Annotated in this window: 16 protein-coding genes; 10 read left to right on the top strand and 6 right to left on the bottom strand. The window is 64.7% G+C overall.

All coding sequences use genetic code 11. The features are described 5' to 3' along the window. Positions 1-83 precede the first annotated feature (83 nt). The 5 genes from LB529_RS11555 to LB529_RS11535 all read left to right on the top strand — a co-directional run bounded on the left by LB529_RS11555 (position 84) and on the right by LB529_RS11535 (position 5,057). Positions 84-1,115, top strand: a complete 1,032-nt coding sequence (locus LB529_RS11555; RefSeq protein ID WP_224711140.1) for a Gfo/Idh/MocA family protein — start codon at positions 84-86, stop codon at positions 1,113-1,115. Beyond that, on the top strand, positions 1,112-2,020 hold the full coding sequence (locus LB529_RS11550; RefSeq protein WP_224711139.1) for a sugar phosphate isomerase/epimerase family protein: 909 nt from the start codon (positions 1,112-1,114) through the stop codon (positions 2,018-2,020). The genes LB529_RS11555 and LB529_RS11550 overlap by 4 nt, the downstream gene beginning before the upstream one ends. Positions 2,021-2,126: 106 nt before the next feature. Next, a complete protein-coding gene (locus LB529_RS11545; RefSeq protein WP_224626199.1) occupies positions 2,127-3,134 on the top strand; it encodes a substrate-binding domain-containing protein in 1,008 nt (335 codons plus the stop codon). A gap of 76 nt (positions 3,135-3,210) precedes the next feature. Next, positions 3,211-4,002, top strand: a complete 792-nt coding sequence (locus LB529_RS11540; RefSeq protein WP_140543322.1) for an ATP-binding cassette domain-containing protein — start codon at positions 3,211-3,213, stop codon at positions 4,000-4,002. Continuing rightward, on the top strand, positions 3,999-5,057 hold the full coding sequence (locus LB529_RS11535) for an ABC transporter permease (protein ID WP_224711138.1): 1,059 nt from the start codon (positions 3,999-4,001) through the stop codon (positions 5,055-5,057). Before LB529_RS11540 ends, LB529_RS11535 begins: the two co-directional genes overlap by 4 nt. Before the next feature lie 9 nt (positions 5,058-5,066). Here LB529_RS11535 and LB529_RS11530 read toward each other — a convergent pair whose 3' ends face one another. Further along, the gene (locus LB529_RS11530; RefSeq protein WP_224711137.1) at positions 5,067-7,817 is read right to left on the bottom strand and encodes an ATP-dependent helicase; all 2,751 of its coding nucleotides are present in this window, start codon (positions 7,815-7,817) and stop codon (positions 5,067-5,069) included. A 182-nt stretch (positions 7,818-7,999) separates the two neighbouring features. On the opposite strand from LB529_RS11530, the gene LB529_RS11525 reads away from it, so the two are divergent. After that, positions 8,000-10,312 (top strand): glucose/quinate/shikimate family membrane-bound PQQ-dependent dehydrogenase, encoded by a 2,313-nt coding sequence (locus tag LB529_RS11525; RefSeq protein ID WP_224711136.1) that lies wholly within the window; start codon positions 8,000-8,002, stop codon positions 10,310-10,312. A gap of 1,116 nt (positions 10,313-11,428) precedes the next feature. On the opposite strand, the gene LB529_RS11520 is transcribed toward LB529_RS11525, so the two are convergent. Further along, complete coding sequence (locus LB529_RS11520) at positions 11,429-11,866, bottom strand: hypothetical protein (RefSeq protein WP_140839779.1); 438 nt, start codon at positions 11,864-11,866, stop codon at positions 11,429-11,431. 237 nt (positions 11,867-12,103) lie between these two features. Between LB529_RS11520 and LB529_RS11515 the strand changes: the two genes are divergently transcribed. Next, complete coding sequence (locus LB529_RS11515; RefSeq protein WP_224522834.1) at positions 12,104-13,006, top strand: dienelactone hydrolase family protein; 903 nt, start codon at positions 12,104-12,106, stop codon at positions 13,004-13,006. A 60-nt stretch (positions 13,007-13,066) separates the two neighbouring features. On the opposite strand, the gene LB529_RS11510 is transcribed toward LB529_RS11515, so the two are convergent. Continuing rightward, a complete protein-coding gene (locus tag LB529_RS11510) occupies positions 13,067-13,990 on the bottom strand; it encodes an EamA family transporter (RefSeq protein ID WP_411962481.1) in 924 nt (307 codons plus the stop codon). Between the two features lie 88 nt (positions 13,991-14,078). Between LB529_RS11510 and LB529_RS11505 the strand changes: the two genes are divergently transcribed. Then, entirely contained in the window at positions 14,079-14,555 is a 477-nt protein-coding gene (locus LB529_RS11505) for an Lrp/AsnC family transcriptional regulator (RefSeq protein ID WP_224711135.1), read from the top strand. A 60-nt stretch (positions 14,556-14,615) separates the two neighbouring features. Here the strand turns inward: LB529_RS11505 and LB529_RS11500 are convergent, their stop codons facing one another. Further along, complete coding sequence (locus tag LB529_RS11500) at positions 14,616-14,813, bottom strand: hypothetical protein (protein WP_140839787.1); 198 nt, start codon at positions 14,811-14,813, stop codon at positions 14,616-14,618. A gap of 145 nt (positions 14,814-14,958) precedes the next feature. Continuing rightward, positions 14,959-15,444 (bottom strand): thioesterase family protein, encoded by a 486-nt coding sequence (locus tag LB529_RS11495; RefSeq protein ID WP_224711134.1) that lies wholly within the window; start codon positions 15,442-15,444, stop codon positions 14,959-14,961. A gap of 151 nt (positions 15,445-15,595) precedes the next feature. Here LB529_RS11495 and LB529_RS11490 point away from each other — a divergent pair, with 151 nt between their 5' ends. Continuing rightward, positions 15,596-17,011, top strand: coding sequence for an FAD-binding oxidoreductase (locus LB529_RS11490; protein ID WP_224711133.1), 1,416 nt, complete (start codon positions 15,596-15,598; stop codon positions 17,009-17,011). Between the two features lie 15 nt (positions 17,012-17,026). On the opposite strand, the gene LB529_RS11485 is transcribed toward LB529_RS11490, so the two are convergent. Beyond that, positions 17,027-17,995 (bottom strand): Dyp-type peroxidase, encoded by a 969-nt coding sequence (locus tag LB529_RS11485; RefSeq protein WP_224711132.1) that lies wholly within the window; start codon positions 17,993-17,995, stop codon positions 17,027-17,029. Between the two features lie 196 nt (positions 17,996-18,191). Between LB529_RS11485 and LB529_RS11480 the strand changes: the two genes are divergently transcribed. Next, positions 18,192-22,112 (top strand): AsmA-like C-terminal region-containing protein, encoded by a 3,921-nt coding sequence (locus LB529_RS11480; RefSeq protein WP_224711131.1) that lies wholly within the window; start codon positions 18,192-18,194, stop codon positions 22,110-22,112. The last annotated feature ends 22 nt before the right edge of the window (positions 22,113-22,134 follow it).

The following is a 22,134-nucleotide window of genomic DNA, read 5'->3' as shown; positions in this document are numbered from 1 at the left end:
AACGTTTACGGAAAAACGTTTACGGTGACGCCGTGGACGCCGTGACGTCCGGTCTGGAGGGACCGGCGGAGGAGGAGCGCTGGATGATGAGGGTCGTCCTGGCCGGGTGCGGAGCGATGAGCAAGCACTGGCTCGATGCCGTGAAGCAGATCGACGGGCTCGCCATTGTCGGCCTCGTCGACCTCGATGCCGAGCGGGCCCAGGCGAGGGCGCGCGAATACGCGCTGTCCGACGCCATCATCGGCACCAACTTCGACGCCGTCCTCGACCAGACCAAGCCCGATGCCGTGTTCGACGTCGTGGTTCCCGCCGCACGCCGCGAGGTCGCGCTTTCGGCCTTCGCGCACGACTGCCATCTGCTCACCGAGAAGCCGCTGGCCGACAGCCCCGAGAATGCGCGCGCCATCGTCGAGGCAGCGCGCAAGGCGAGGCGCATCCACGCCGTCGTCCAGAACCGCCGCTATGTCCCCAATGTCAGGCGCATCAGGCGCTTCCTGGACTCCGGCGTCATCGGTAAGCCGACCAGCATCCACGCCGACTTCTTCGTCGCGCCGCATTTCGGCGGTTTTCGCGAGGAGATGGCCCATGTGCTCTTGCTCGACATGGCGATCCACACGTTCGATGCCGCGCGTTACATGGTCGCCGGCGAGCCGGCCAGCGTCTATTGCCAGGAATGGGAACCCGTGAATTCCTGGTATCGGCAGGGGTCGTCGGCCAGCGCCGTCTTCGACCTCGGCGGCGGCAAGGTCTTCACCTATGCCGGTTCCTGGTGCGCCGACGGTTTCCGCACGAGTTGGGAGGGAAGCTGGCGCATCGTCGCCGAGCGCGGCAGCCTTTTGTGGGACGGCCACGACGGGCTGAAGGCGGAGGTGATTGCGTCCGGCCGCGACGGGATCATCGACAAGACCCAGCCCATCGAAGTGCCGCCGCTCGATCCCGCCGACCGCGTCGACGGCCATCTCGGCATCATCCGGGATTTCATGCACGCGATCGAGACCGGCGCCGAGCCGGAGACGCGCGGCGCCGACAACATCAAAAGCCTGGCCATGGTCTTCGGCGCCATCGAGAGCGCGGAGAGCGGGCGGCGCGTGACAATCGCCAAGGAAGCACAATGACGGCAAACCCGCTTCTCGATATCAGGATCGGCACCATGGTGCGGGCCAATCTCGAAGATCCGGCCGCCTATGTCAGGCAAATCCTGCCGCTCGGCTTCGAGAGCATCCAGCCCTTCTTCTGGCAGACGCTGGGCGGCAAGGACCTGAAGCGCCTGGCGGGCGAGATCCGCGAGGCGATCGGCGATGCCGATGTGACCGTGTCCTCGATCGGGGTGTTCGGCAATCCGCTCGAGAATGGGGAGGTCGATCGCGGTGTGCTGGCGGCTTGGGAGACGGTGATCGATAATGCGCATCTGTTCGGCGCTTCGACGGTGAGCGGCTTCACCGGCCGCATCCGTGGCAGACCGCTGACCGACAGCCTGCCGCGCTTCCGCGAGGTGTGGGGGCCGCTGGCCAAGCGTGCCGCCGACAAGGGCGTGCGCATCGCTTTCGAGAATTGCGCGATGGACGGCAACTGGGCGAGCGGCGATTGGAATATCGCTCACAATCCCGATGCCTGGGAGCTGATGTTCAACGAATTGCCAAACGACAATCTCGGGCTGGAATGGGAGCCGTGCCATCAGCTCGTGTATCTGATCGACCCGATACCGCAGATCCGCAAATGGGCGCCGCGCATCTTCCATGTCCACGGCAAGGACGCGACCGTGCGCTGGGACGTGATCCGCGAGCATGGCGTGTTCGGCCGACTGCCTTTCGTGCAGATGCGCACGCCAGGCTTCGGCGACAGCGACTGGACGCGGGTGATCAGTGAGTTGCGGCTGGCTGGCTACAAGGGCGCCATCGACATCGAGGGCTGGCACGATCCGGTCTATCGCGGCGACCTCGAGATCACCGGACAGGCGCGCGCGCTCGACTATCTGAAGCAATGCCGGGGAGGGAACAGCTACGTGCCCAATCCGGCTTGAGGCCAGATTCGATGTGAGGATTGGCCGGCGGGAGGAGCCGGCCGACCGAGGACGCAGATCAATTCGAAACCCTCCATCGGGAGGGGTCTAAAAGGGAGGAACGTGCATGACGACCAGAAGGACTGTTCTGCGCTCGACCGTCGTGGCGGCTGCCACGGCGCTCTGCGCCTCGATCTCTGCCTTGCCGGCGCACGCGCTCGACGCGCAATGGTGCAAGGACGTACACATCCGCTTCTTCGTCGGTGGCGCCGAGGGCGACGCCTTCGGCACCATCGTCTATAATGGCGCCAAGCAGGCGGCGGCCGATCTCGGGCCGAAGGTCGACTACATCTTCTCCCAGTGGGACGTCGAGAAGATGGTGCAGCAATTGCGCGAGGCGGTCGCGGTCAAGCCGCAGGGCATCGCCATGATGGGCCATCCGGGCGACGCGGCGATCATGCCTTTGGCCGAACAGGCGCATAAGGACGGCATCAAGATGATGTACCAGAACGTGCCGGTGCCGAAAGTGGTGGCGGCGTTCGGCGGCGGCTATGTCGGCGCGCAGCAGGAGCAGCAAGGCCGCGCGCTCGGTGCCGAGGCGTTCAAGCTCGGCAAGCTCAAGGCGGGCGACAAGGCGATCATGATCGGTCCGTTCGAGAACGAGAACCGCGGCGCGCGCGAGCGCGGCACTGTCGCGGCCCTAAAGGAGGCGGGCGTCGAGGTGATCCAGTTGTCCTCGCCACCGAGCGGCGAATGGGCGTCCGATCCGAACCTCGCCATTCCGGTGATCACGGCGGCACTGCTCAACCACCCCGACGTCAAGGCGGTCGGCTATCCCGGCGGCCAGATGCTCGGCAATGTCGCCACCTACATGCAGGCGGCGGGCAGGAAGCCGGGCGACATCTTCAATTTCGGCTTCGACACCAGTCCGCAGATCGTCGAAGGCTTCAAGGGCGGCTGGGTGCAACTGACCGCCGACCAGCAACCGTTCCTCCAGGGCTATCTGCCGATCCTCAGCCTTTGCCAGCAGGTGGTGCTGGGGCTGGCGCCGATGAATGTCGACACCGGCGCCGGCTTCGTCACGCCGCAGAACTACGAGATCGTCTCCGAGCTCGCCAAGCAGGCATTGCGTTGACCTCCCAAGCCGCCGGCCGGGATTATTGCCCGGCCGGCGAGATGACCGGCAGACAGACAATTCCAGCGAGGATCGCATGGGCGAACGCATCATCGAACTGCGCGACATCAAGAAATCCTACGGCCAGGTCTATGCGCTGGGCGGGGTCAACCTCAGTGTCGACCGCGGCGAGGTGGTCGGCCTTATCGGCGACAACGGCGCCGGCAAGTCGACGCTGATCAAGATCCTGTCCGGCGTGGTCAAGCCGACCAGCGGCGAGATCCTGGTGCGGGACAAGCCGGTCACCGGGTGGAGCGCGGCGCGCTCGCGCGACGCCGGCATCGAGACGGTGTTCCAGGACCGCGCGCTGGCCGTGCAGCAGACGATCGTGCGCAACATCTTCATGGGCCGCGAACTGACCAGCTTCATGGGCTGGCTGAAGGTCGACAAGGAGATCGAGGAGGCGAGCCGGCTGATGCGCGAGATCGGCTTCACCTCGAAAGTGTTCACGCCGCACTCGATCGTCGGCCAGCTTTCCGGCGGCGAGCGCCAGGGCGTGGCGATCGCACGCGCCATCTACAAGCAGGCGGAACTGATCATCCTCGACGAGCCGACGACGGCGCTGTCGCTGACCGAGACCGCCAAGGTCTTCCATTTCGTGCGCCAGGTGCGGGCGAGCGGCCGCTCGATCCTGTTCATCGGGCACAACATTCACCATGTCTTCGACATTGCCGACCGCTTCGTCGTGCTCGACCGCGGCAAGGTGGCGCTCGCGGCCGACCGCAACGAGGTCAAGTCGGCAGAAGACCTCATCAACTTCATGGAAGACGTAGCACACCCCGGCGGATTGCCGGGACTGCATGAGGACGCGGAGCAGGGAGCGCAATGAGCAAGGCGATGGAACCCGATCTGCAAACGCCTCTGGGAACGGCAAGCGGCAAGGCGGCCAAGGGACCGGTCAAGGAATGGAGCCATCCGTCCAATCACTGGCTGCGCGGCTTCGTGCTCGACAATCGCGCCTCGCTCGGCACGCTCGCCGTGTTCATCGTCATGATGGCGGTGTTCATCATCGCCAACCCGACCGTTTTCACCACCTGGTATCTCTACAGCTCGGTGCTGACGACGCTTCCCGTGGCGCTATTCGTGGTCGTGCCGCTGGTCTTCGTCGTCACCTGCGGCGAGATCGACCTGTCATTTCCCGCGACAATGGGCTTTGCCTCCTGGGTCTTCGCGCTGGTCGTGCAGGCCGGCTACGATCCGTTTATCGGCATCGCGGCGGCGCTCGTCACCGGCACGCTGCTCGGCTTCCTGGTCGGCTCGCTGGTCGTCTATGGCGGGCTGTCGTCGCTGATCGCCACGCTCGGTATGAACTTCCTGCTGCGCGGGCTGATCCAGATCATCAACGAAGGCAGATCGACGGCGCTGACCGGCCTTGCCGACAGCTCGGCCTACAAGATCTTCTCCAGCCAGGTCTGGGGCATCCCCGTGCAGGTCTTCTGGGCGATCGCCTTCGTCGTGTTCTCGGCGCTGCTCTACAACCGCCACCGCTTCGGCGCGCAGGTGAAAGTGGTCGGCGACAATCCCGACAGCGCAAGACAGATGGGCATTGACGTCAAATGGGTTCGGGTGAAGGTGTTCGTCTTCGTCGGGATCGGCGCGGCGATCGCCGGCACCTTCTCGGTGATGATCAATTTCACCTGGTGGCCGACGGCGGGCGACGGCTATCTGCTGCCCGTGCTGGCTTCGGTGTTCGTCGGCGGCACGCCGACCTGGGGCGGCATCGGCACCGTGGTCGGCGGCGCGATCGGCGCAGTTACGGTGTCGTTCATCCAGACCGGCGTGGTGGCGGCGGGCCTGAGCGGCTTCTACGTGCAGTTCTTCAACGGGCTGATCATCATCCTGTCGCTGCTCGGTCATAAGTGGAACCAGGCACGATATCGGTGAGGAGGGCGGTCACACCGGCGCGACAAAACCGTCCAGCACGCGTTTCTGGCCGGCCTTGTCGAAGTCGATGGTGAGCTTGTTGCCGTCGATGGCCGCGATGTTGCCGTTGCCGAATTTCTGGTGGAAGACGCGGTCGCCGACATTGAAGGCGGACGGCGTGTCGGCGACGGATTTGGCGACCAACTCGCCCTCGATGGTGCGGCCCTTCACGCTGGTGCGGCCGGCGCCGTAGCCTGAATCGGTCTCGCCATAGCCGATGCGCTCGACCTGGTGGCCGGAGCGCGTGCCCCAGTTGCGGTCGGTCGCCTCGGTGCGGTTCGCCTGCGCGCGCTGCCAGCCGGGCGTGGCATAGGTGTTGGAGAAGCTGCCTTGGTCCTTGGCGCCGATATTGTCGAAGCGCGAGGCGCCGTAGGGGTTCTGTCGTCCGCCGCCGCGGCCGGAAGCAAACGAGCCGCCGCCATAGGGGTTGCCGTAGCCGCCGTAGCTGTTGCCGCTGTCGGCGATATCGATATGGGTTTCGGGCAATTCGTCGACGAAGCGCGACGGGATCGTCGATTGCCACAGGCCGTGAATCTGGCGGTTGGAGACGAACCAGATATGCAGGTTCTTCTTGGCGCGCGTCAGGCCGACATAAGCGAGCCGGCGCTCTTCCTCGAGGCCGGAGCGTCCGCCTTCGTCCAGCGCGCGCTGATGCGGGAACAGGCCTTCCTCCCAACCAGGCAGGAAGACGGTCTCGAATTCGAGGCCCTTGGCCGAATGCAGCGTCATGATCGAGACCGCATCTTGCGATTCGCCCTGCTCGGCCTCCATCACCAGCGCGACATGCTCGAGGAAGGAACGCAGTGATTCATACTCCTCCATGGAGCGGATCAGTTCCTTGAGGTTTTCCAGCCGGCCGGGCGAATCCGCCGAACGGTCGTTCTTCCACATGTCGGTGTAGCCGCTTTCCTCCAGGATGGTCTCGGCAAGCTCGGTATGCGGGGTGGTTTCCAGCGCCTTCTGCCAGCGCTCGAAATTGGCTGCGACCTCGCGCAGCGCCGCGCGCGGCTTCGGCTTCAGCTCGTCGCTTTCGGCGAGCGTTGCGGCGGCCTCCAGCATGGGGATGCGCATGGCGCGCGCCGTGTCATGGATCTGGCGGATGGTGGCTTCGCCCAACCCGCGCTTCGGCACGTTGACGATGCGCTCGAAGGCGAGGTCGTCGCCGCCATTGGCGACGACGCGGAAGAAGGCCAATGCATCGCGGATTTCCAGGCGCTCGTAGAAGCGCGGGCCGCCGATGACGCGGTAGTTCAAGCCAAGCGTGATGAAGCGGTCTTCGAAGGCGCGCATCTGGAAGGAGGCGCGCACCAGGATCGCCATGTCGTTGAGATTATGCTTCTGGCGCTGGTAGGCCTCGATCGCGTCGCCGATGGCCCTGGCCTCTTCCTCCGAGTCCCAGGCGGCGTGGACGTGAACCTTGTCGTCCTCGGGGTCGTCGCGGTCGGTGAACAGCGTCTTGCCGAAGCGGCCCTCATTGTGGGCGATGAGGTGCGAGGCCGCGCCCAGAATATGCGCGGTGGACCGGTAGTTGCGCTCCAGCCGGATGATGGTGGCGCCCGGAAAATCCTTGTCGAAGCGCAGGATGTTGTCGACCTCGGCGCCGCGCCAGCCATAGATCGACTGGTCGTCGTCGCCGACGCAGCAAATATTTACGCTCACGGGCTGTTCCGCGCCTGCCGGCGCGGGCCCTCCGCGGGGGCCTCGCAACGGCTCGGACGCCCAATCGGGCTTGCGGCCTTCGGCCGAAACGTCCCATTCATCGCTGGAGGCTAACGGCTCCTCTCCGGGAATTGGTGGTCTGTAGTGACCACCTTCTGTTCTATCGATAGATTTCGATGCGCTCGGTGCGCGGCCGCCCGGGGCCCCATTTCTCGGAGTCCCCGGCCGCTGCGCCAGGAGCCGCAGCCACATGTATTGCGCGGTGTTGGTGTCCTGGTACTCGTCGACAAGGATGTATTTGAACTTGCGGTGGTAATCCTTCAGCACGTCCGGATAGGCGCGGAAGATGCGGATCGGATGATAGAGCAGGTCGCCGAAGTCGCAGGAATTCAGCGTCTGCAGCCGTTCCTGGTAGGCCTTGTAGAGCTGGCGGCCCTTGCCATTGCCGAAGCTGCGCGCATCGCCTTCCGCTATTTCGTCGGGGCCGAGGCCCTTGTTCTTCCAGTTGTCGAGCATCTGGGCGAAGGTCTTGGCCGGCCAACGCTTGTCGTCCAGCCCTTCGGCCTGGATCAACTGCTTGATCAGCCGCACCACGTCGTCGGTGTCGAGAATGGTGAAGTCCGATTTCAGCCCGGCAAGCTCGGCGTGGCGCCGAAGCAGCTTCACGCCGATCGAGTGGAAGGTGCCGAGCCACGGCATGCCCTCCACATTGCCTTCGCCGATCAGGATGCCGATGCGCTGCTTCATCTCGCGCGCGGCCTTGTTGGTGAAGGTGACAGCCAGGATCTGCGAGGGGAAGGCCCTGCCGGTGGCAAGGATATGGGCAATGCGCGTGGTGAGCACCCGCGTCTTGCCTGTGCCTGCGCCGGCAAGCACCAGAACCGGGCCCTCCGTCGTTTCGACGGCGAGACGCTGCTCCGGGTTCAGGCCCTTCAGATAATCGGGCACGCCGTTCTGCCCGCTGCGCGCCGCCATGGCGCGCGCGGCTATGCCGGATGGAGCCGCTGCCGGCCGCGCATTCGGTTCATCGAAAAAAGGCATGTCCTCGGAAAAGCCCGACATCGCCCCCGAATGTAGTGATTCGGCAGCGAAAGACCAGAACTGTCTACGTTTTGTTCTAGTTTCGCGTGTCTGCCCCCAACTTGACAGCCGGAGCGAGCGAGGGAAAGCTGCCGGCAGGGCAGGGACGGCGCGCCGTCGCCTCAGAGCGGCCGCAAAGGCGCAACAGTCGAAGGAGCACCGTCTTGGCTGTCACCATCACCTCCCTCGTCCTCTTCCTCATCGGTCTCATTCTCGGCGGCGGCGGCGTCTGGCTCATCGCACTGGGCGGCAGTTGGTACTACCTGATCGCCGGCCTGGTCTTCCTGATCACCGCCTGGCTGCTGTTCAGGCGCAGGTCGACCTCGCTCTGGCTCTACGCGCTGTTCGTGCTTGCCACTTTATGCTGGGCGGTGTGGGAAATCGGCTTCGACTGGTGGCAGCTCGGTCCGCGCGGCGGCGTCATCGTGCTCATTGCCCTGTGGCTTTTGACGCCGTGGGCAAGGCGGGGGCTGCGGGGGCCGGACGGACGCGCGCCGCTGATCCTGGCCGTGCTCGCCTCGCTCGCGGTCGCCGGTTATTCGATGACCGCCGATCCCATGGATATCGGCGGCACGCTGGGCACCGAAAAGGCGGCGACGGCCGCCAATCTCGGCGGCGACATCCCGGCCGGCGAGTGGCAGTTCTACGGCCGCACGCCTTTCGGTCAGCGCTATTCGCCGCTCGACCAGATCACGCCGGACAACGTCGCCAAGCTGCAGCCTGCCTGGACCTATCGCACCGGCGACCTGAAAGGCCCCGACGATATCGGCGAGACGACCTATCAGGTGACGCCGCTGAAGATCGGCGATGCGCTGTTCATTTGCACCCCGCATAATTTCGCCATCGCCATCGATGCCGCGAGCGGCAAGGAGAAGTGGCGCTACGATCCGAAGATCAAGCTCGACCCCAACCGCCAGCACCAGACCTGCCGGGGCGTGTCCTATTATGCCGACGCCAAGATCGCCGCCGGCCAGCCTTGCGCCGCGCGCATCTATCTGCCGACCTCCGACGCCCGGCTGATCGCGCTCGATGCCGCGAACGGGCAGGTGTGTCCGTCCTTCGCCGAGGCCGGCACGCTGAACCTGATGGCCAACATGCCCTATCCGAAGTCGGGCTATTACTATTCGACGTCGGCGCCACTGATCGTCGCCGGCAAGATCATCGTCGGCGGCGCGGTCAACGACAATTATTCGACCGAGGAACCGTCCGGCGTCATCCGCGCCTTCGACGCCGGCACCGGCGCGCTCCTATGGAATTGGGATTCCGGCAATCCGGACGTGACGACGCCGCTGCCCGCCGGGCAAACCTACACCCACAACTCGCCCAACATGTGGTCGACGGCGAGCGCCGACGAGAAGCTGGGACTGCTCTACGTTCCGCTCGGCAACCAGACGCCGGACCAGCTCGGCATGGGCCGCAGCGCCAATGTCGAGAAATTCTCCTCCTCGATCACCGCGCTCGATCTCAACACCGGGCAATTGCGCTGGGTCCGGCAGACCGTGCATCACGATCTGTGGGACATGGACGTGCCGGCGCAGCCGTCGCTGGTCGACATCACCACCGGGAACGGCGTCGTGCCGGCGCTGGTCGGGCCGACCAAGCAGGGCGATCTCTACGTGCTCGACCGGCGCACCGGCGAGCCGATCATTCCGGTGAAAGACGTGCCGGCGCCCGGCGGCGCGATCGAGGGCGATCATGCCTCGCCGACGCAGCCGGCCTCGGACCTGTCCTTCAATCCCAAGCCGCTGACCGGCGCCGACATGTGGGGCATCACCATGTTCGACCAGCTGGCGTGCCGGATCGAATTGAAGAAGCTGCGCTATGAGGGACGCTACACACCGCCCTCGCTGCAGGGCTCGCTGATTTATCCCGGCAATTTCGGCGTCTTCAACTGGGGCGGCGTCGCGGTCGATCCGGTGCGGCAGGTGATGTTCGGCATGCCGACCTACCTCGCCTTCACCTCGAAGCTCATCCCGCGCGCGGACGTGCCGCCGCCGGGCGATACCAAGGGCAGCGAGCAGGGGCTGAACCGCAATGAAGGCGCGCCTTACGCGGTGGTGATGGGACCGTTCCTGTCGCCGCTCGGCATTCCCTGCCAGGCGCCGCCCTGGGGATATGTCGCCGGCGTCGACCTCAAGACGGGAAACATCGCCTACAAGCACCGCAACGGCACTGTCTACGACATGACGCCGCTGCCTTTGCCGCTCAAGGTCGGCGTTCCCGGCATCGGCGGGCCGATGATCACGGCGGGCGGCGTCGCTTTCCTAGGCGCCGCGGTGGACGACTATCTGCGCGCCTACGACCTCACCACCGGCAGGCAGCTGTGGCGGGCGAGGCTGCCGGCGGGCGGCCAGTCGACGCCGATGACCTATACGGTGGCCGACGGCCGCCAGTTCGTCGTCATCGTCGCCGGCGGCCACGGCTCGGTCGGCACCAAGCCAGGCGATTACGTGATGGCCTACACGCTGCCGAAATAGGACAAGGCGAGGCCGGCCTGCTACGAAAGCAAGAAGCCGGCCAGCAGGACGGTCAGGAGAAGCGACGCGGGTACGGCGAGAAGCCAACGAGCCTCCAGGACACTGTTCCGATAGTCTTTCATTTTCTCGCTCCAACCTTTTAAGACGGCTCCAGCGCGTAACCCGCCAGCGCTGGAGCCTCTGCTTTGTGCTCAACCGCTGTAGCGGGAGCTTCCGGCAGTGGGTCAACGGAGGGTCGGTTGGTTCGTTCCTGGCGCAAGTCCCCAGTCGGGCTATCGGTTCCGACTGAAGTCGCACATCACAAGCATTGGTCCCAAGGACGAAACATATAGCCCACTATCTCATTGTGTCCCCGACTGGCGGACATGAGTCCCTTCATCGCCAGTTTATGGATGCCCGTCACCCCCAGGATGGCGGGCATCCGTTAGGGGCGGGCAGGAGGTGGACGGTGTCGATTTCCAATGAGTTGCGGGACGTCAGCATCCGTTACGAGTGCCGTAACTGCCACTCGCCGATCCATCAAAACCGGTTCATGGTTCAAGGCGGTAAGCATCTTCAGGTACGATGACTGCAAGACCAAATTGCGCCTTGGCTACTCGGCTAAGCTGGCCCTTTCCAAAGGCACTGCCAGTCGGCGTAGGTCGGGAGCTCTCGCCGACATTTTGGACAATGGTCGCGGCGGCATCGACGTTGATGACCTAATCGCACTGTCCTTTGTCACGTCGGATGAGCGTTAAGGAAAATTCGAAATGGGACCAGAGGCGTCAGCGATAATGGTTTTGCTTTCGTGCAGTCCCGGGTGGGCTTGTCGGCCGCTCGAAATCGCGCCTCAAATCTACTCCGCCGATGAATGCAGAGCGGCCTTGGCGGATCGTTTGGCTAAGTCCCCTGTCGGCGAAGTTATTGGCCGATGCAGGGAGGTTGACGCCACGGTTACCGATTCGCCGCCGCCTGGATATTCCGCCCTAACAGTCACCCGAGGCACAAAAACTACGAACTATCTTGTTCCCCATAAGGTGGACTAAGCGGCTTCGCCATTGGGAGGCCTTCGGTCGTCAAAAGCGGATCAGCTTTGCCGTCGAAAGGCCGAGCCGCTCAAGAGCGGTTCGGAATGCTTCAAAGCCCGAGATGACCCCGCAAGCTGGGCACCTGGTCCAGCACCTGGTTGGTCAGATCAGGGCCGGCGGCAACCTCGGCCTGCTTGATCAAGGTCTCGCCGGCCTGACGGATTTGCGCCATGTCGAGGCCGGACGCCTTGAGCGCGGCGATGCCGTTGATCAGCGCGCCGGCCTTTTCGCCGAGCACGCCGCCCAGCGCGCCCTGCAGCGACGACAGAAGTCCGCCGCCCGAATTGGCCGTCGCACCGGCGGCCATCACGTCATATTTCTGGGCCAACTCACCGGCGCCGGGGATCTGGTCGAAGAAGGACGAAATGCTGGTGCCTTCAGCCTCATGCTCGAGCACGGAAAAAATGGTGCCGACAACCTTCTCGGTGGTCGGCTCGTCGAGGCCGGCCTTCGAGGAAACGGTGTTGATGATATCCTGGATGTTCATGGCATTCCCCTTTTCGTCATTCGTTTCGGTAGGGCGCTCAGGCAACTTCACGTCCTAATGTGACAGCACCATCAAGCCTTTCGGAAATGACCAAAATGTGATGAATCGCGCTGGCTTGTCGGCGCGACGGCGGGTTGGCTCATCAGGGTTCCGCCCATATGGGTCGTCACCGGGCGTGACTGGACCATGCGATACTCGACCCTATCTTGCGGTCCACCGCCAACCGTCGAGGAAATCATGACCAGCCCCGTTGCCAAGCCCGTCGTCACGCAGCCTGTCATCACGCAGGCGATGATCGATGCCTATGACGAATACACGCATCTGACGCTCGACCGCCGCCGCTTCATGGAGCAGTTGACGAAGCTGGCGGGCTCGGGTGCCGCGGCGGCCGCGATCGCGCCGATGCTGGCGGCCAATTCCGCTCAAGCGGCGATCGTCGCCGAAGACGACAGCCGCGTTAAGGGCGAGGACATCACCTATCCCGGCTCAAGCGGCGAGATGAAGGGCTATCTGGTCAAGCCCGCGAACCAGTCAGGCAAGCTCGGCTGCGTCATCGTCATCCACGAGAACAGGGGGCTGAACCCGCATATCCGCGATGTCACCCGGCGCGTGGCGCTGGAGGGGTTCATCGCGTTAGCGCCGGACTTCCTGTCGCCGCTTGGCGGAACGCCCTCCGACGAGGACAAGGCGCGCGACATGTTCACCAAGCTCGACGTGGCCAGAGTCGCCGCCGACGGCGTGGCGACGATCGCCTATCTCAAGGGCCTCAAGGACGGCAACGGCAAGGTCGGGGCGGTCGGCTTCTGCTGGGGCGGCGGCGCGGTGAACCAACTCGCCGTCCATGGGCCCGACCTCAGCGCCGGTGTCGCCTATTACGGCATGCAGCCCAAGGCCGAGGACGCTCAAAAAATCAGGGCGCCGCTGCTGCTCCACTATGCCGGGCTGGACGAACGCACCAACGCCGGCATCGATGCCTACAAGAAGGCGCTCGACGCCGCCCATGTCGAATACAAGGTCTATGTCTATGAGGGTGCCAACCACGCCTTCAACAACGACACCTCGGCCGCGCGCTATGACAAGAAAGCCGCCGATCTCGCCTGGGGCCGGACAATTGCTTTCCTGAAGGAGAAACTGGCCTAAGGCGTATTGATATTCAGGTGAGCCCGGCCTGCAAACGGCCCCACCACAGCCGTCGGCAGATCATTCCTGCACCGGCTTGTGGAAGGCGACGCCGGCGATGACCAGCGCAACGCCGATGCAGTCGGTGACGCTCGGTACCTGGCGCAGCACGATGACGCCGATCAGCGTTGCGGTTAGCGGCAGGAGCGAGAGCATCAGCGCGAAGCTCGAGCGCGGCAACCTCGCCATGGCGAGCTGGTCGCAGATGTAGGGGATGACCGAAGAGCAGATGCCGACGCCGATCGCGGCGCCGAGCAGCTGCGGCGACGCGAAGGCGGGCAGCGCCTCGCGAAAGCCAATGGGCAACACGGTGAGGAAAGCGACCGCCATAGCGGCGCCGAGGCCACCGATGCCGATGCCTGCCTGGGCGACGCGGTGACCGATCACGATGTAGCCGACGAAGAGGGCGCCGTTCAAAAAGGCCCAGAACAAGCCGACCGGATCGCTGGACCATTTCACGTCGATGAGCAGCAAGGTGCCGACAACGGCAATGGCGAGCGCGGCAAAGTTACGCCGGCTGCGCAGGCCAACCAGCGCGACCGCGATCGTGCCGACGAATTCGATCGCCGCCACCAGCGAGATCGGCAACCGATCGAGCGCCAGATAGAACGAGCAGTTCATCACCGCCAGGCAGATGCCGAATGCGAGCAGCAGAAGTCGTTGAGCGCGATCGGCGCCGGCGAAAACGCGCCAAGGCCTGGTCAATGGGGCGAAGATGAGAGCGGCGGTGGCGATGCGTAGCCCGGCCATGCCGAGCACGCCGACCTGAGCGAAAAGCAGCACGGCGAAAGCCGGCCCGAGATAATGGAACACGGCGCTGACCCAGAACCAAACATGCGGCGGCAACGCGTTGGCCATTCCAGCAAGCATGGTGGGGCCGGCGAGGGCGGGGTGCGCATCGGCGGCGGCCCGGTTTGCAGCTGGAATTTGCGTTCGCGTTTTCATGCGAGCATTATCGCAGGCGAAACTCGCGGATTACATGTGTGATGAATGGCTTGATTGACGGTTTGCTTTCTGATGGAAGAGATTTGGCTTGAAAAACCTTCGAAGTGAAAATGCCAATCTGGATTCGATCGATCTGAAGCTCCTGCGGTTCCTGGAAAAGGATGCGCGCATCAGCACAGCGGAGCTCGCGCGCGCTGTCGGGCTGTCGGCGCCGAGCGTGGCGGAGCGCATCCGCAAGCTGCAGGATAACGGCGTGATCGAAGCCTATACGGTCAGGATCAATCCCGCCGCTCTCGGCATGAAGCTGTCGGCATGGCTCAGAATCCGGCCGGTGCCGGGACAGCTTTCCGTTGTGGCGGACATCATCCGCGAGCTGCCGGAAATCGCGCAATGCGATCGGGTAACCGGCGAGGACTGCTTCATCGCGCTCGCCCATGTCGGCTCGGTCAGCGAGCTCGAGCGGGTGATCGACCGAATTATTCCCTATGCGATGACCAACACCGCTATCATCCAGTCGTCACCGGTCAAGCCGCGCTCGCCGCTGGGCGGGTTCAAGCAGCCATGATTCGGCGGTTATGACTCGGCAGCTATGGCTGGTCAGGGAGGATGAGGCAGCGACGATGGATCAAGCGTGGCCGCGCTTCATGCGCGCCTGCTTCAGAATCATGCGCCAGCGGATCATGTCGAACGGGATGGGTTCGTTGTTGTTGGCGATGTGGAAGATCTCATTGTTGACGTTCTTCAGCGATCGCCAGAAATCATAGTCGGTGATGCGTGGATCGGCCGCCAACCGTTCCACTTCGACCTTGATGTCGGTTTTCATGCACTGTCCTCGCACCGCATTCCGCCAGCCGCCCCCGCGCAAACCCGGTACGGCGGTTTTCGAACGCGCCAGTGAGTCGTTCAACGGACTCAACCGACTTGTTCACGTTAAAGCCTTGGTAAGGTTAACGCGGGCGTCCGAGTTTTCAAGCGCCCTTGCGCTTGATGCCGATCGAGCGGCCGGCGCGTTCCGGCATCGGCAGTCCGGCATGGGCGGTGCGCATGGCCTCGACCTGGGCCATCACGTCGGCGGGGAAGGGAGCGACCTTTGGTCCTTCCATGTCGACATGCAGCGATAGCGATTCGGACGTCGCCGCCAGCCAGCCGTCGGCGTGGCGGATTTCCTGATAGGCACGCAGCCGCTTCTCGTCATCATCGATCAGCTGGAACGAGACGTTGACCTTGTGGTCGAGGTGCAACTCCTGCACGTAGCAGACGTGAACTTCGGCCGTGTAGATGGTAAGGCGTCGCTCCTTGGCGTAGTTCGGCCCCATGCCCATCAGTTCGAACGCCTGGTCCGAGCAGCGGTCGAACAGCACGTTATAATAGGCCATGTTGAGATGGCCGTTATAGTCGATCCATTCCTTCTCGATGGCCATTGGGCCGGAAATGATCGGTGCGGGGATCGTCATTTTGGTTTCCTCGATGGTCGCTGCACAGGGCGGACGGACGGCTACGGTGAAGTCGCCGAGCTAATCGCTTGGCACTTTTCCTAGGATTGCTTTAGGCATCATTCATAGCTGCACTACAAGCGTGGCTGCTGGTCCATTCGCGGAGGAATTCATGGCTTTGAGCGACCTCAACCCCGTCGAACGTAATGAGGAAGGCATCGCCGCGGTGCTCGGCATTCTCAAGCAGCGCTTCGGCGAGCGCTTCCAGACCGGCGACGCGATACGCGGTCAGCACGCGCACACCACCACCTACATTCCGACCCAGGCGCCGGACGGCGTCGCGTTCGTCGAGACGAGCGCGGACGTGCAGGAGATCGTGCGCGCCTGCGCCGCACACCGCGTGCCTGTCATCGCCTTCGGCATCGGCTCCTCGCTCGAGGGCCACACCAATGCGCCGGGCGGCGGCATTTCCATCGACACGTCGCGCATGAACCGGATCCTCGCCGTCAACCCGCAGGACCTTGACTGCACGGTCGAGCCCGGCGTGACGCGCGAGGACCTCAACCGGCACCTGCGCGACACCGGTCTGTTCTTCCCGATCGATCCTGGCGCCAATGCGTCGCTGGGCGGCATGGCGGCGACCAGGGCGTCCGGCACCAACGCGGTGCGCTACGGCACAATGCGCGAAAACGTGCTGTCGCTGACCGCCGTCATGGCCGACGGCGAGACGGTGACGACAGGCAAGCGAGCAAAGAAAAGCTCGGCCGGCTACGACCTGACGCGGCTTTTGGTCGGCTCCGAAGGCACGCTCGGCGTCATCACCTCGCTGACGCTGAGGCTGCAGGGCATTCCGCAGGCGATCTCCGGCGGCGTCTGCCCGTTTCCGAGCCTCGAGGCCGCCTGCAACACGGTGATCGCGACCATCCAGATGGGCATCCCGGTGGCGCGCATCGAATTGGTGAACGCGCTGCAGATGCGGGCGATGAAGAACTATTCCAAGCTCGACTATCCGGAGAGTCCGTGCCTGTTCGTCGAGTTCCACGGCAGCGACGCGGGCGTCGCCGAGCAGGCCGAGATGTTCGGCATGATCGCCGAGGAGCAGGGTGGCGGGCCGTTCCTATGGACCAGCGTCGCGGAAGAGCGGACAAAGCTCTGGAACGCGCGGCACGACGCCTATTGGTCGTCACTGACGCTGCGCCCCGGCGCCAAGGGACTGTCGACCGACGTCTGCGTGCCGATCTCGCGGCTTGCCGAATGCGTCACGGAGACCGAAGCCGACATTGCCGAGATGGGGCTTGTCGCGCCGATCGTCGGCCATGCCGGCGACGGCAATTTCCATGTGCTGGTGCTGATGGATGTCGACAACCCTGGAGAGATCGCGCTCGCCGAGAAATTCGTCGCCCGGCTCAACATGCGCGCCATCGCTATGGAAGGCACCTGCACCGGCGAGCACGGCATCGGCCAGGGCAAGGTCGGCTTCCTGCGCCACGAGCTCGGCCATGGTGTCGATGTCATGCGCACGATCAAGCAGGCGCTCGATCCGCTCAACATCATGAACCCGGGCAAGATCCTGCCGGCAGCGGGCTGATCCGCCGGCCGGCGGCTATCCTCCCACGCCTTCGGCCAGCTTCTGCAGCATCGGCCGCGTCGGCGCGAAGAAGGTCGTACCTGTATGCGGGGTCGAGAAATCGAGCAGCCGGTCATAGGCGCCGGGCGGCTCGCCAATATACATGCGCTGCAGCATCTTCTCGATCACCCAGAGATAGCGGGTGTAGCCGATGAAATAGGTGCCGAACTCATTCTGACCCGGGCGGCCGAACGGCATGTTGTCGCGCAGGATGTCGTATTCATTGCCGGCGTCGTCCTCGATGGTGGCCAGCGACTTGTGCGATTTACGCGGCTTGTCGTCGTCATCGATCTCGATGTTGTCGATCTTGGTGCGGCCGATGATCTCTTCCTGGACATGCGTCGGCGTCTCTTTCCAGGCTGCCATGTTGTGCAGGTATTTCTGTACGACGACGTAGCTGCCGCCGGCAAAGTCGCCGTCCTCGTCGCCGATCAAAGCAGAGGCGGGCAGGTCGAGGCCGGTCGGATTTGCGGTGCCGTCGACAAAGCCCAGGAGGTCGCGCGCGTCGAAATAGCGGAAGCCGGACACCTCGTCGGCGACGGTCACGCTGCCGGCCAGGCGATCCAGCAGGATGCGCTCGAGCTCGAAGCACATGTCGGGCCGCTCGGCGCGGATGTGGAACAGGAGATCGCCCGGCGTCGAGGGCGCCGAATGCGCCGAGCCCTCGATCGGCGCGAAGGGTTTCAGCTCGCGCGGCCGGCGGCCGGGCGACAGACGGTTCCAGAGCGCGGCGCCGATGCCGGCGATGCAGGACAGGCGGCCCGACAAGTCGCGGAAGCCGACGTTCTTGACGAGATCGTCGAGCTCGCCCAGCACCGAAGCGACATTCGAAAGCGCGGCCTCGTCGCTGCCGACGGTCACAACAAGGAAAATCGCAGCCGTCGACAGCGGAGCGTCGACGCTCTGCGCGTCGATCGGCACTCTGTCCCAGTTCTTGCCTGACATCGGGAACGCTCCGTGTTGGGTTCGGATTTTGGGTGGTCACGATCGTGACCGGAAGGGCAGGGGATTTGCAAAAGAGATATCGCGAGCGCGAGCCTTCACGCAACTGGAGACGTTGGCCGTTGCCGCGCGTTGAATTGCCTCTTTATCGACACGCGGATGCGGGTAGAGTGCGGCTGACTTTCAACCCGGGAAACAGATGCTCGCCCGCCTGTTCGTGATCTTCGGTGGCCTGTTCGTGCTGGTGCTGTGCGCGGCGCTGGTGGTGCCGTATTTCATCGACTGGACGGGTTACCGGGGCGATTTCGAGCGCGAGGCGAGCGCCGTCCTCGGCCGCAAGGTGACGGTGAAGGGCGACGCGACAGCGCGGCTGTTGCCGTTTCCGTCGGTGACCTTCTCGAATGTCGAGGTCGCGGGCGGGCCGGAAGGCCAGCCGGCGATGACGGTCGAGACCTTCTCCATGGATGCGGAGCTCGCGCCGTTCCTGCGCGGCGAGGTGCTGATCTTCGACATGCGGCTGGTGCACCCGAAAGCCGTCATCAATATCGCCGGTGACGGCACCGTCGACTGGACGCTCCGGCCCTCGGCTCCCTTCGATCCGGGCCAGATCGCGATCGAGAAGCTGTCGGTGAGCGAAGGGCAAATCGAACTGCGCCATGCCGCCGGCGGGCGCAGCCACCTGATCTCGGAGATCAACTCGACGATTTCGGCCAAGGCGCTCACCGGCCCGTGGCGGATGGACGGAACGCTGCGCTTCGACGGCCTGCGGGCCGACGTCTCGGCTTCCACCGGCAAGGTGGAGCCGGACGGCCAGATGCGGCTCCGGCTGAAAGCGGATCCCGATGCCTATCCGCTGATCATCGAAGCAGACGGCAATGCCGGCATCGTCAAGGGCGCCGCGGGCTATTCCGGCCAGTTCAAGATTTCGGGCGACGACAGAAATTCGGCCGAGCTGCGCGGCAACGAGGGCGAGCCGGTCAAGGTCAGCACCGGCAAACCCGACCCGGGCTTCCGGCTGAACGGCAAGTTCGCGCTCGACCACCAGAAGCTCGATGTCGATGAGTTCCGCTTCGAGACCGGGCCGCTCGACAATCCCTATACCGCCGACGGCAAGGCATCGGTCGATCTCGGCCTGAAGCCCCATTTCTCGGTCGAGGCCAGCGGGGCGCAGGTGCAGTTCGACGAGGCCGTCGGCGGGGCCACCGGCGCCGGCTTCACGCTCGACCAGCGCATTGCGGCGTTCGAGCGGACGCTGCAGCACATGCCGAAGCCGACCATACCGGGCAAGGTCGAGGTCAGGCTGCCGGCTGTGGTGGCGGGCGACACGACGGTGCGCGACGTGCGGCTGTCGGCCGAGCCGGCCGAAGGGGGCTGGTCGGTCAAGTCGCTTGCCGCGACGCTACCGGGCCGCACAACGCTCGAAGCCGACGGCATGTTGAGCGTCGAAGATCATTTCGGCTTCACCGGCTCGTTGCTGCTGGCCGTCGGACAGCCTTCCGGCTTTGCCGCCTGGCTGTCGAAGGATGTCGACGAGGCGATCCGCCGGCTGCCGGCGGCAGGCTTCAAGGCCAAGGTCGATCTCAGCGAGAACCGGCAGTCGTTCAGCGATCTCGAACTCATCCTCGGCAAGGCGAAATTTTCAGGCAGCATCGATTCCAGCCAGCCGGACGGCGCCAGGCCATCGGTGCTGATGCGGCTGACGGGCGGCGAGATGGATCTGGACGGGCTCGCGGCCTTCGCCTCGATCTTCATCAGCGACAAGGGCGCCAACCGCTTTTCGGATCGCGATCTCGATTTCCAGATCAAGGCGGGTCCGGTCAGCGCCGGCGGGTTCAGCGCCGATAGTGTCGACACGGCGCTGCGGCTGCGCGAGGGCCTGCTCGAGATCGACCGGCTCTCGATCGGCGGCCTGGCCGGCGCCTCGATCAGCGCCACGGGCCGGATCAAGGATTTCCCGCAGAGCCCGACCGGCAAGCTCAACGCTTCCGTGGTGGCGGTGGATCTCAAGCCGCTGATCGACGTCGCGGCCCAGCATTATCCCGACAATCCCATGCTCAAAGGCCTGGCCAGCCGTGCGGCGGCCTATCCCGAACTGTTCCAGGACGCGCGCATCGATCTCTTGACCAGCGCCGCCGACAATGGCGACGGCACCACGGGCCTGGCGCTCTCGGCCCAAGGCAAGGCCGGCGGTTCGGCCTTTTCGGCTTCGCTTTCCGGCAAGGGAACCGCGGACAAGCTCTCCGAGGCGCCGGTATCGATCACCTTCAACGCCCGCAACGACAATGCCGCCACGCTGCTTGCGCTTTACGGCCTGCCGGCGCTGCCGCTCGGGATGCTCGGCCATGCCAACACCGAGGTCTCGGCGAAGGGCTCGGTCGCCGGCGGTCTCGCGACCAGCTTCAATCTGACGGCCGACGACTTCAGGGCAAGCTTCGACGGAACCGTCGCCGAGACGGCGCAAGGCCCCACTGCAAAAGGCAAGGTCAATCTTAGTGCCGCCGATATCGAGCCGTGGCTGATGACGACGGGGGTAGGCCTGCCCGGCATGGGAACGGGGACGTCGACGTCGCTGGCGGCCGATGCCGATTTCGGCAATGGGCTTCTGGTGCTGAGCGGCCTCACCGGTTCGATCAACAAGGCGGCGGTGTCCGGCGACGTCAACATCGACGCCAAGGATGGTCTGCCGCATCTTGCCGGGGCGCTGGCGCTCGACGAGCTCGACCTCGATCCGCTGACGGTCTCGCTGTTCGGCGACCAGTCTTTCGCTGCCGCCAAGGGCGGCTGGCCGACGACGCCGTTCAGCCAGAAGTCGACCTTGCCGTTCAACGCAGACCTCGATCTCAACACATCGGCGCTCGCCGTCGGGTCCTTCGCCACGGCGCATGACGCTTCATTCTCGCTGAAGCTCGATCGCGAAGGCATCCACGTCTCGGAACTCAAGGCGAAGCTTTACGGCGGCGAGCTGACCGGCCTGTTCGACCTGAAGAACACGGAGGGCACCGGCCTGTTCTCCGGCCAGATGAGGCTGGCCGGCAGCGACCTTTCCGCGGTCCTGCCCGGCGCCGGCATCGGCGGCAGCGGCGATCTCTCGGCGGCCTTGTCGACCAGCGGCAAATCGGTCGATGCCATGATTGCGGCCCTGTCCGGTTCTGGCACCGCGGCGCTGAAGGGATTGAAGGTGGACGGCATCAATCCGGACGGCTTCGGCGCCATCATCGCCAAGGCCGATGCGATTGGACGCGATATCGACACGGCCAAGACCGCGGAGTTCGCGCCGCAGATCGCAGGCGAAGGCAGCTTCGCCGCTGGTGACACCGATGTGGCCTTCACCATCGCCAATGGGACACTGCGCGTGCCGCCGGTCAGCCTCGATAATCCCGGCGCGACCTTGTCCGCCGACGTGACCGCCGATCTCAACACAAGCACCGTCACGGCAAAGGGGACGCTGACCTATCGTCCCGGCGAGGAGGCACTGGTCGGTTCCGAGCCGGCCGTCAATTTCAGCCTGGCCGGTCCGCTCGGGGCCGCGCCCCAATTCGACAGTGGTCCGCTGGCGCAGTTCCTGACGCAGCGCGCGCTGGAGAAGGAGCAGCAGCGGGTCGAGGCGATGCAGGCGGCGCTTCTCGAAAAGCAGCGGCTGCGGCGCGAGGTGCGCTATTACGCGGCGCTACAGACGGAGCGCGACAAGGCGGCCGAGGAGCTGCGCCGGCAAGAGGAGGAGGCGCGGCAGAAGGCCGAGGCGGAAGCCAAGGCAAAAGCCGAGGCTGAAGCGCAGGCACAAGCGGAGGCCGAGGCAAAAGCCAAGGCGGATGAAGAGGCCAGGGCCAAGGCGGAAGCCGACGCCAGGGCTCAGGCCGAAGCCGACGCCAAGGCGAAGGCCGACGCACAGGCGAAGGCCGAGACCGAGCAGCGGGCCGTGGATGAGGCGGCCAAGGCGCAGGCCGAAGCCGATCGCAAGAAGGCGGAGCAGGAGAAGCTGGAGGCGGAGCGCAAGGCGGCCGAGCCGAAGACCGATCGGTCGCTGCCCGGTGTCAATGACGGTTCGGCGCCGGCGCCGGCAAAGCCGAAGGCCAACCCGTTCACGATTGACAATCTGTTGAAATCGCTCGACGGCGGCTGAGCTTCACGCCGCGCGTAGCGAA

The organism is Mesorhizobium sp. CA5, assembly GCF_020165105.1.
Classification (GTDB): Bacteria; Pseudomonadota; Alphaproteobacteria; order Rhizobiales; family Rhizobiaceae; genus Mesorhizobium.
The sequence above is the reverse complement of the archived record's forward strand: the minus strand, read 5'-3'. Positions and strand labels throughout refer to the sequence as shown.

Bases quoted from the DNA above. Each gene is read 5' to 3' on its own strand.
- LB529_RS11540 (WP_140543322.1), top strand. From the start codon at position 3,211: ATGGGCGAACGCATCATCGAACTGCGCGACATCAAGAAATCCTACGGC.
- LB529_RS11555 (WP_224711140.1), top strand. From the start codon at position 84: ATGATGAGGGTCGTCCTGGCCGGGTGCGGAGCGATGAGCAAGCACTGG.
- LB529_RS11485 (WP_224711132.1), bottom strand. From the start codon at position 17,995: ATGTCAGGCAAGAACTGGGACAGAGTGCCGATCGACGCGCAGAGCGTC.
- LB529_RS11545 (WP_224626199.1), top strand. From the start codon at position 2,127: ATGACGACCAGAAGGACTGTTCTGCGCTCGACCGTCGTGGCGGCTGCC.
- LB529_RS11480 (WP_224711131.1), top strand. From the start codon at position 18,192: ATGCTCGCCCGCCTGTTCGTGATCTTCGGTGGCCTGTTCGTGCTGGTG.
- LB529_RS11495 (WP_224711134.1), bottom strand. From the start codon at position 15,444: ATGACGATCCCCGCACCGATCATTTCCGGCCCAATGGCCATCGAGAAG.
- LB529_RS11530 (WP_224711137.1), bottom strand. From the start codon at position 7,817: ATGTCGGGCTTTTCCGAGGACATGCCTTTTTTCGATGAACCGAATGCG.
- LB529_RS11520 (WP_140839779.1), bottom strand. From the start codon at position 11,866: ATGAACATCCAGGATATCATCAACACCGTTTCCTCGAAGGCCGGCCTC.
- LB529_RS11550 (WP_224711139.1), top strand. From the start codon at position 1,112: ATGACGGCAAACCCGCTTCTCGATATCAGGATCGGCACCATGGTGCGG.
- LB529_RS11510 (WP_411962481.1), bottom strand. From the start codon at position 13,990: ATGAAAACGCGAACGCAAATTCCAGCTGCAAACCGGGCCGCCGCCGAT.
- LB529_RS11535 (WP_224711138.1), top strand. From the start codon at position 3,999: ATGAGCAAGGCGATGGAACCCGATCTGCAAACGCCTCTGGGAACGGCA.
- LB529_RS11500 (WP_140839787.1), bottom strand. From the start codon at position 14,813: ATGAAAACCGACATCAAGGTCGAAGTGGAACGGTTGGCGGCCGATCCA.
- LB529_RS11515 (WP_224522834.1), top strand. From the start codon at position 12,104: ATGACCAGCCCCGTTGCCAAGCCCGTCGTCACGCAGCCTGTCATCACG.
- LB529_RS11490 (WP_224711133.1), top strand. From the start codon at position 15,596: ATGGCTTTGAGCGACCTCAACCCCGTCGAACGTAATGAGGAAGGCATC.